We start from the raw sequence: 9372 nt of genomic DNA, 5'->3' as shown, positions 1-9372 counted from the left end.
ACGCCGGATCCGGTGCGGTGGCGGGCCCGGGGGCGTACTTCCACTACTCCAACCTCGGCTACGGGCTGCTGGGCGAGGTGGTTGCTCGGCTGCGCGGTGCCCCCTGGTGGAGCGTGGTGCAGGAGCGGCTGCTCGAGCCGCTCGTCATGACGCGCACGACGTACGGGCCGACGGGTGCGCACGCTCTCGGGCAGAGTGTCGGGCACTTCACCGGTCTCCTGCACCCCGAGCCGCACACCGACACCGGCGCGATGGCTCCGGCGGGGCAGCTGTGGAGCACGCTGGCCGACCTGGCCACCTGGACCACGGTCCTGGCCGGGCGGCGTCCGGAGCACCTCAGCGCCGCTACCGCCGTCGAGATGACCACGCCGCGCGCTGACAGCGGCTACGGGCTCGGGCTGCGACTCGTCGAAGTCAACGGTGCCCGGTGGGTGGGCCACTCCGGCTCGATGCCCGGCTTCATCGCGAGCCTCTTCGTCGACCCGCTCACGGCAGAGGCGACCATCGCCCTGTGCAACGCGACCACGGGGCTCGAGGCCGAGCGCGTCCCTGCTGCCCTCCTGGGCGGGACACCTCCCGAGGCGTCGGGCTGGCAAGCCACGACCGACCTGCCCGTCGAGGCCGAGCCACTGCTGGGCGTGTGGTTCTGGGGCAACCTGGCTGTCGAGCTCCGCTGGAACCACGACGTGCTCGAGGTACGCGCGCTGCAGTCGGCTGAGCTGATGTACACGTTCGGGCTCAGCGACGGACGCTTCGTCGGCCTGACCGGCTACCACCGTGGGGAGACGCTGCACGTCCACCCCACGCACCTCGAGTGCGCCACCTTCGTCTACACCCGCGAGCCGGACGTGCACGCCTCATGAGCCCCACGTGGCAGGAGGGTGTCGTCGCGCTCGCGGTGATCGTCGCCGCGATCGTCCTCGCGATCGTGCTGCGGATGCTGCTGATGCGCGCGTTCCGTGGCTCCGACAGCGCGCCGGGGGCGGCACGGATGTTGGCGCGGTTCCTCCAGGTCGTGCTCGTCACGACAGCAGCCATCTACGTCCTGACGATGTTCGGGGTCGAGATCACGCCGCTGCTGGGCGCCCTCGGCATCGGCGGTATCGCCGTCGCGCTCGCCGTGCAGTCGGTGCTGTCCAACGCGATCGCGTCGGTGCTCCTCCAGATCAGGCGTCCCTTCCGGCGCGGCGACCAGATCGCGACCAACGACTTCGAGGGACGGGTCCTCGAGGTCAACTTCCGCACCGTCAGGCTCCTGACCTTCGACGGCAACGACGTGCTGCTGCCGTCGTCGATGGTGCTCGACAACCCGATCACCAACTACACCAACCGCTCGGACCGCCGTACGGAGCTGATCATCGGTCTCGACTACGACACCGACCTGGCGCGCGCGGTGGACCTGTTGCGGGAGACGGTCGGAGAGGTCGAGGGCGTCGCCGCCACTCCCGCTCCGGAGGCCTGGGTCTACGAGTTCGCCGACAGCACCATCAACGTCGAGGTCCGCTTCTGGCACGGCGCCACGAACGCCGAGCGCTGGCGCGTGCGCAGTGCCGTCGCGATCGCCTGCAAGCAGGCGTTGGACGCCGAGGGCATGGTCATCGCGTTCCCGCAGCGGGTGGTGCACCTGCCGCCGGGGGAGTCCCCGGGCGCTACCTCCTCGCCTTCCTGATCTTGTTGACGGTTCCGTCGCCGGCGATCACGATCGACCCCTGGTCGCGCACGTAGGCGACCCAGTAGATGCGGGTCCGGGTGACCTTGATGGTCTTGCGTCGACCGGCGCCGACGCCCTTCTCGCCGTCGGCTGTCGCCGTGCGGGGGCTGCCCCAGCGAAAGAGCAGGGTGGCGTCGGTGTTGGGGTTCTCGACCAGGAGCTTGGCCCGTCGATTCTGCTTCTTCGTCACCGTGGGAGGGAGCAGTCGGATGATCGTCACGGTCACCGTGGTCGTCGCCCGTCGATCACCCTGGCACGCGTCGTAGGTGAACGTCACGCGACCGTAGGCGGTGCGACTGGTCTCGACGTAGACCCTCGAGGGGTCGTCGCGATCGATCTCGGCATACAGGAGGTCCTGGGTCTCCTCGTCCACCGTGACGCCGCACAACGTCAGCTCACCGTTGCTCAGCACCGAGGTCTCGTCGTTGTCGAGCACCGGCAGCGCGTAGCCGCCCGACGACAGGACGGTGTAGCTGTCGGCGTTGGGCACGGGGCGCTGCGAGGCGCCCGGGGCGGCGAGGGACGGGGCTGTGAGGGACGGGGCTGCGAGGGACGGGGCCGGAGCGAGGACGGGCAGCACCGTCGCCGTCAGGCAGAGCAGCAGGGTCGACACGATCGTGGACGGGCGAAGGGACACGAGGAGCTCTCTGTGGTCGTGGAACCGGGGTCCCGAGATTCTACGAAGAACGAGCCTGCACGGTCAGCGTGACGCCCACATCTGCTGCGCCGTCGCGCCGAGCGGCGGCGCCGTCGGCCTCGCGGACCTGCCGCGCGGCACCTTGATGTGCGTCACCACGCCCTCGCCGGCGTAGGCACCGGTGCGTGGGACGAAAGCCACCCAGTAGATGCGCTTGCGCATGACCGTGACCTTCTCGGCAGCACCGGGCGCGATCCGGACGCGTCCGTCGGGCCGCGGCTCCTTGCGGTTGCCGTAGAGCACCACGACCCGCTTGGGACCCGGGTTCTTGAAATGCACCCGACCCGGCCGTGCGAGCTTCTTGGCCCGGACCAGCGGCGTCTTGACGACCTCGATGGTGAGGGTGCCCGGCGTCAGGTAGTCGAAGTCGCAGGCGTAGTACGTGATCTCGTAGGTGCCGCTCTCGTTGGAGTACGGACTGATGTAGAGCATGTCGTCGACCCGCTCGACGAAGACCGCGGCGTCGTCGGGGACGGTGAACCGACACAGCGCGAGCACGTCGTCGTTGGGGTCGCTGTCGTTGGCGAGCACGTCGACGACCTCGGTGGAGGTGCCGTTGACCGTCACCTGGTCGTCGACCGTCACCGGGGCGCCCGCAGCCTCGTCGGCGGCTGCCGGAGCCATCAGCGACAGGGCCAGCGACAGGGCGGTGCCGGCCGCTGCGAGGCCGGCCACGAGCGTGCCGCCGGTGCGGGTCATCAGAGGGCCTGCGAGACGCTGGACATGTTGAAGTCGGGCACACGCAGCGCCGGCGTCGCGGTGCGCGAGAAGTAGTCGTCGCCCCACTCCCGGCTGAAGCTCGGATGCGTCGCCGAAGCCGCCGAGAAGCGCCGCAGCAGGTCGATCGGGCTCTCGTTGAAGCGGAAGTTGTTGACCGCGCCGGTGATCTCGCCGTTCTCGACGAGGTAGACGCCGTCGCGCGTCAGCCCGGTGAGGAGCAGGGACTGCGGGTCGACCTCGCGGATGTACCACAGACAGGTCAGGAGCAGGCCGCGCTCCGTGCCCGCCACCAGGTCCTCCAACGACTGCGTGGCGCCCTCGACCTCGAGCACCAGGTTGTCGACCATCGGCGTGACCGGATGACCGGTCAGCGCCGCCGAGTGACGCGTTTGGAGGAGGGAGGTGAGCTCACCGTCGCGGAGCCAGTCGGTGCGTCCCAGGGGAAGCCCGTTGTCGAACACCGAGGCGTCGTTGCTCGACGACGACGCCAGCGCGAACGGCGCGCACTCCAGTCCCGGGTAGCCGGGGTCGGAGTAGAGGTGGACTCCCGGTGCGGTCAGCCGCTCGCCGATGCGGGTGCCCCCACCGGGCTTGCTGTAGATGCTCTGGCCGTCGAACGCGTCACGAGCGCCGGCATACCAGTAGGCGTCGATCATCAGGTCGGCCACGGCCGAGGGCGGCAGGATCGTGTCGTAGCGCCCGGCCGGCAGGTCGACGCGCCGCTCGCCCCAGGCCAGCCGCGTGGCGACCTCGGCGTCCATGGCCAGGGCGTCGACGTCGGTGAAGTCGCGCGTGGCCCCACCGACCCAGGCACTGTTGGTGAGAGCGGTGTTCTTGGCCGTGCAGCCGTAGTGACCGGTGGGCTGCACGTGACGCAGTCGCAGCCCGCTGGTGGAGCCCAGGTAGGTCGTGGTCATCTCGTGGTTGACGAACCCGTAGAGGATCCGCCCGGCTGCACCCGCGCGCCCGAAGGCCTCACCCAGGGCGGGCGCGACATCGGCGTACACCCCGATGTCGGTCGGCACCGGGGCGTCGTCCCAGTCGGACGCCGTGGGGGCGTCGGCCACCAGCGGCGCGGCGTCCTCAGCGGGGGTGCTGGCGCGCGCTGCCGCGTCAGCGGCCTGCACGAGCGCCGTCACCTGCGCCTGGTCACTCGCGCTTCCGGTGACGGAGCCGGTCGACACCCCGCCGTCGTGGCGCACGAACGAGATGATCGTGACGCTGACGCCGTGCATGACGCCGTTGGTGGTCAGGGTGTTGTTGGCCCAGCGCAGGTTAGCGCTGGTCTTGTCGGTGACGATCGCGATGCAGTCGTCGGCGATCGACGTGGCCACGGCGTGCTCGACCAGCGACTGGGGGACGAGGGTCTGGTGGGTGCTCATGCCGAGCCCTCCTCGAGGGTGTTGAGGATGCGGACCTGCCGGAACAGCGACGTGGGGCAGCCATGGCTCACCGCGGCGACCTGACCGGGCTGCGCCTTGCCACAGTTGAAGGCTCCGCCGAGCTCCCACGTGTCTGGTCCGCCGACGGCCTCCATCGAGCGCCAGAAGTCGGTGGTGGTGGCCTGGTAGGCGGCGTCACGCACCTGGCCGGCGAGCTCGCCGTCCTTGATCCGGTAGAACCGCTGACCGGTGAACTGGAAGTTGAAGCGCTGCATGTCGATCGACCACGACTTGTCGCCGACCACGTAGAGGCCGTCCTCCACCTTGCCGATCAGGTCGTCGGTGCTCGCCGGCGCCGGGCCACGATCGGGCTGGAGAGAGACGTTGGCCATCCGCTGGATCGGGATGTGGCCGGGGGAGTCGGCGTAGGCGCACCCGTTGGAGCGGTCGACCCCGGGCAGCATCACCCCCATCGGACGGTCGAGCTGGTAGCCGACGAACCGGCCGTCGCGCACGATGTCCCACGACTGGGTGGCGACGCCCTCGTCGTCGTAGCCGACGCTGGCGAGGCCGTGCTCGACGGTGCGGTCACCGGTGACGTGCATGACGTCCGAGCCGTACTGCAGCGAGCCGAGCAGGTCGGGGGTGGCGAACGAGGTGCCGGCGTAGTTGGCCTCGTAGCCCAGCGCCCGGTCGAGCTCGGTGGCGTGGCCGATGGACTCGTGGATCGTCAGCCACAGGTTGCTGGGGTGGATGACCAGGTCGTAGGTGCCGCCCTGGACGCTCGGTGCCTTGAGCTTCTCGTCGAGGAGATCGGGCACCTCGGCCAGCTCGGCGTCCCAGTCGTAGACGCCGCCCTCGGCGACGCTGCGGAGGTACTCCCACCCGCGGCCGGCCGGGGGAGCGATGCTCGTCATCGAGTCGAAGGTGTCTGCGCCGGCGCCCATCGCCTCGAAGCCGGGCATCAGGCGCACCCGCTGCTGAGTGGTGGAGGTGCCGGCGAGGTCGGCGTAGTACTTGTTCTCCTGCACCTGCTCGCAGTAGGCGCGGGCGTGGTCGACGGCCGTCCCGCGGCGCAGCCGCTCGGTCCAGTCGACGAGCAGCGCGGACTTCTCGCTGACCGACACCTCGAGAGGGTTGATCTCATAGCTGCTCACCCAGGTGGCGTCGGGGTAGATCGGCTCGTCGGCGATCTGCACCGGTGTGCTCGTCATCGTGGCCGCGACCTCGGCGACCGCGACAGCGGTCTCGGCCACGCGCACGGCCTCCTCGGGGGTGAGGAGGACGCCAGAGGCGAACCCCCAGGCGCCGCGGTGGATCACGCGCACCGAGAAGCCGAGGTCCTCGGTGTCGCTCGCGTTCTGAAGGACGCCGTCACGCACCGAGAGACTCTGGTAGCGCACCCGCTCGAAGCGGAAGTCGGCGTGGGAGACGCCCAGCGCCCGCGCGCGGGAGAGCGCGGCGTCTCCGAGCCGGCGGAAGGGGAGGTCGACGAACGTAGGATCGAGGCCACTCATGGCGTGAACCTACTCCCCGGCGTGGGTCGGATCCGGGAGGGCCAGCAGGACGTTCTCGACGACCTCGGCGAGGGCCGGGTGGATCCAGTACTGGCCACGAGCGCCGTCGTGGGCGGTCTGGCCAAAGGACATCGCCTGGATGAGTGGCTGGATCAGGTTGGACGCCTGCGGTCCCATGAGGTGGGCCCCCAGGATCTGGCCGTTCACGGGGTCCGCGAGCACCTTCGCAAAGCTCGACGTGTCCTCCATCGCCCACCCGTACGCCGTGCCGGCGTACTGCTGGCGCGCTACGACGTGGGCGATCCCGCGACGGGTGGCCTCGCGCTCGGTGAGCCCGACGCTGGCGACCTGAGGGTTGGAGAAGACCGCACTCGGCACAGCGTCCTGGCGCACCGTGCGGAGGTCTCCGGGATGGAGCAGGTTGTGCTGCACCACGCGCGCCTCGTGGTTGGCCACGTGCTTGAGCTGCCAGTCGTTGGCGACGTCGCCGAGGGCCCAGACACCCTCGGCCGTGGTGCGCAGGTGCTCGTCGACCTTCACGAGGCCGGTGCCGTCGACCTCGATGCCGGCGAGGTGGAGGTCCAGGAGGTCGGAGTTGGGCACGCGACCGGTCGCGACCAGCACCACGTCGACGTCGAGCGTCGTGCCGTCGGTGAGGTGTGCGCGGGTTGCGCCGTCGAGCGGCTCGAGACGCGAGACCTCGGTGTCGAGACGGACGTCCCAGCGGTCCTGGGCCGCGCGGGTGAACGCGGCCGAGATCTCGTCGTCCTCGGCGCGCAGCAGCGCGGACGAGCGATTGGCGAGGGTGACTTGGCTGCCGAAGGCGCCGAAGACGTGCGCGAACTCGGCTGCGACGAACCCGCCGCCCACGATGAGGATGCGCTCGGGAAGGGTGTCGAGGCGCATCACGGTGTCGCTGGTGTGCACGGTCACGCTGTCGAGGCCGTCGATCCTGGGCATCAGGGGCCGGGACCCGGTTGCCACGACGACCTCGTCGGCGGTGATCGTCTCGCCCGTCCCGGTGTCGATGGTGCGCTCGGCCACGAACCGCGCATGCCCCTCGAACAGCGTGACGTGCTCGTTGCTCTCGTCGCGCCACCGGCGACCGCCGGCCGAGATCGGGTCGATGCGGCCGAAGATGCGGTCCCGGATCTCGGGCCAGCGCACCTGGTCGAGGTGTGACTCGACCCCGAGGTGCTCGCCGTGCAGCGCGTTCAGCGCGAGATCGGCAGGGTAGACGAACATCTTGGTCGGGATGCACCCGACGTTGAGGCAGGTGCCTCCGAAGACGCCCTTCTCGAGGAGGGCCACCTTGCGGTCGGTGAACCGGTCGTCGGCGATCGAGTTGCCAGAACCGCTACCGATGATGGCCAGGTCGTAGTGAGAGTTCACTTCGACATCCTGTCAGCCAGGGTGTCACCCCAAGGGTCAGCAGCCCCTGAGGGTCACGGTCGAGCCACGGCGGGCCTTGGACACGACGAGCTGGGCGGGGATCCGGTCGCGCATCTCGGCGACGTGGCTCACCAGTCCGACGACCCGCCCGCCGTCGCGGAGCGAGTCGATCGTGTCCATCACGTCGTCGAGGGTGTCGGCGTCGAGGGAGCCGAAGCCCTCGTCGACGAACAGGGTGTCGAGGGCCGCTCCGCCGCTCTCGTGGGTCACGACGTCCGACAGACCGAGAGCCAGGGCCAGGGAGACCACGAAGGTCTCACCGCCGGAGAGAGTCGCGGGATCACGTGTCTCGCCGGACCAGTCGTCGCGCACCAACAGGCTGAGACCACCGCGGGTCTCACCGGCGCCGCGGGTGCCGGTGTGCTCGAGGGAGTAGCGCTGGTCGCTCATCCGCGCGAGGCGCTCGTTGGCCGCTGCTACGACCTGGGTGAGCCGGTAGGACAGGACGTAGGCGGAGAGCCGCATCTTGAGGGCGTTGTCGGCTGACTTGCCCTCCACGAAGCCCGCGAGCCCGGCGGCGACGAGGAGGTCCTCGCGCAACGGCATCCACTCGGCCAGGATCTCGTCGAGGTCGGCCACGAGGCCGGTGAGCCGCTCGTGTCGCGTGGTGGCGACGTGCAGGCCTGCCGCAGCCGCGTCACGCCTGGCGAGGTGCGCGCGGTGGGCGGTCTCGAGGTCGTCCACCGGTGGCGGTGGACTGTCACTGAGAGTTCCTGCACCGTGCTCGGACAGGATGTCTCGCACCGCGGCCAGGCGGCGCTGGTGGTGCTCGACGCGGGTGGCCAGGTCCTCGACCTCGGGAGGGGCCAGCGCGTGGGCAGCGGCCTCCTCGGCATCGGCGAACGCTGCGTCCTGGGCCGCCTGGTCTGCTGCGCCCTCGGCCTCGAGGCGCGCGGCCTCGGCGGCCTCGGCCTGCTCGAGGTGGCGCTCGGCCGCTCGACCGAGCGCGAGGGTGCGCTCGTGGTGCGCCAGGAGACTCTCCAGGTCGGGGTGGCCGGTGGACTCGAGGACATCCGCGATCTCTGCGTGAAGGCCGTCGATCTCGGTGACGACCCGTTCGTGCGCGGCCAGGAGGCGCGCGTGGCTGGTCGACAGCTCGTGAAGCCGCGCGTCCACCTCGAGCGCCGCGGCGTCCGCTGCGGCCAGGGCGCGGGCGAGCTGGTCGGCACGCGCTGCGCTGGCGGTGCTCGCGCGCAGGAGCCCGCGTGTCTCGGAGAGCTGGGCTCGCACGTGCTCGGCGGAGTGCTCACCGGCTCGCGCGAGACTCGCGGCCATGGTGGTCTCGAGCTCGTGGACCTTGGCGCTGAAGGCGTGCTCGAGGAGGTCGGCGTCGACGACGGCCGCGCGAGCGTCCTTCTCGGCCCGGGCGTCCGGGGCCCCCGGCGCGGCAGAGGCCTTGGCCGGGTGGTCGGCCGAGCCACAGACCGGACAGCTGCAACCGCTGGCCAGGGCGCCGGCGAGCTCGGCCGCCATGCCGTCGATCCGGGCCTGCTGAAGGACCAGGAGCTCTTCCTTGAGCCCGACGGTGACCTCGCGGGCGCCGACCCACTCCTCGCGCGCCTGCGCGAGCTCGGCCCGCAGCCCGACCACGCTCTCGTGGGCCTCCAGTCGAGTGGAGAGCAAGGTCTCGGCCTCGGCGAGGGTGGGGAGCCGATCGGCAGCGGCCCGGGCCCCGGCGAGGTCGGCGCGCAGCGACTCCAGACGAGCGGGGAGCACCGCCTGCTCGGAGCGCGCGACCTCGAACTCGGTCTCGAGGCGGGCGATCTGACCCTCCAGGTCGACCCGCTCCGTGTGCGCGACACGTCGACGCTCGACCTTCGGGAGAGCCGCTCGTACGACGGCGACCGCCTCGGTCGCGGACGCTCCCACCGCCATGACCTCGTCGTACGACGG

The 9372-nt window shown here is 70.6% G+C and carries 8 protein-coding genes; 2 read left to right on the top strand and 6 right to left on the bottom strand.

Features of this window, described 5'->3' with window-relative positions:
• Together VOI19_RS07820 and VOI19_RS07815 are read left to right on the top strand one after the other, a co-directional pair.
• On the top strand, nucleotides 1-863 hold an 863-nt coding region (locus tag VOI19_RS07820; RefSeq protein WP_323792402.1), incomplete at its 5' end, for a serine hydrolase domain-containing protein.
• The gene (locus VOI19_RS07815) at nucleotides 860-1669 is read left to right on the top strand and encodes a mechanosensitive ion channel family protein (protein WP_323792401.1); all 810 of its coding nucleotides are present in this window, start codon (nucleotides 860-862) and stop codon (nucleotides 1667-1669) included. The genes VOI19_RS07820 and VOI19_RS07815, both read left to right, overlap by 4 nt.
• Here the strand turns inward: VOI19_RS07815 and VOI19_RS07810 are convergent.
• From VOI19_RS07810 to VOI19_RS07785, 6 genes are all read right to left on the bottom strand, one after another.
• Nucleotides 1650-2348: a hypothetical protein gene (locus VOI19_RS07810; RefSeq protein ID WP_323792400.1), complete on the bottom strand. Its 699-nt coding sequence runs from the start codon at nucleotides 2346-2348 to the stop codon at nucleotides 1650-1652. The two genes, VOI19_RS07815 and VOI19_RS07810, sit on opposite strands and share 20 nt — an antisense overlap.
• Nucleotides 2349-2411: 63 nt before the next feature.
• Nucleotides 2412-3107, bottom strand: coding sequence for an Ig-like domain-containing protein (locus tag VOI19_RS07805; RefSeq protein WP_323792399.1), 696 nt, complete (start codon nucleotides 3105-3107; stop codon nucleotides 2412-2414).
• Complete coding sequence (locus VOI19_RS07800; RefSeq protein WP_323792398.1) at nucleotides 3107-4510, bottom strand: metallopeptidase TldD-related protein; 1404 nt, start codon at nucleotides 4508-4510, stop codon at nucleotides 3107-3109. The genes VOI19_RS07805 and VOI19_RS07800 overlap by 1 nt, the downstream gene beginning before the upstream one ends.
• On the bottom strand, nucleotides 4507-6027 hold the full coding sequence (locus VOI19_RS07795; RefSeq protein WP_323792397.1) for a TldD/PmbA family protein: 1521 nt from the start codon (nucleotides 6025-6027) through the stop codon (nucleotides 4507-4509). Before VOI19_RS07795 ends, VOI19_RS07800 begins: the two co-directional genes overlap by 4 nt.
• Before the next feature lie 9 nt (nucleotides 6028-6036).
• Nucleotides 6037-7419 carry a mycothione reductase gene (locus VOI19_RS07790; protein WP_323792396.1) on the bottom strand — a complete coding sequence of 461 codons (1383 nt, stop codon included), beginning with the start codon at nucleotides 7417-7419 and terminating at the stop codon, nucleotides 6037-6039.
• A 36-nt stretch (nucleotides 7420-7455) separates the two neighbouring features.
• Nucleotides 7456-9372 (bottom strand): SbcC/MukB-like Walker B domain-containing protein (locus VOI19_RS07785; protein WP_323792395.1); only part of this gene is annotated, 1917 nt, incomplete at its 5' end.

Source organism: Nocardioides sp. (assembly GCF_034670285.1).
In the GTDB taxonomy this organism is placed as follows: domain Bacteria; phylum Actinomycetota; class Actinomycetes; order Propionibacteriales; family Nocardioidaceae; genus Nocardioides.
The sequence above is the reverse complement of the archived record's forward strand: the minus strand, read 5'-3'. Positions and strand labels throughout refer to the sequence as shown.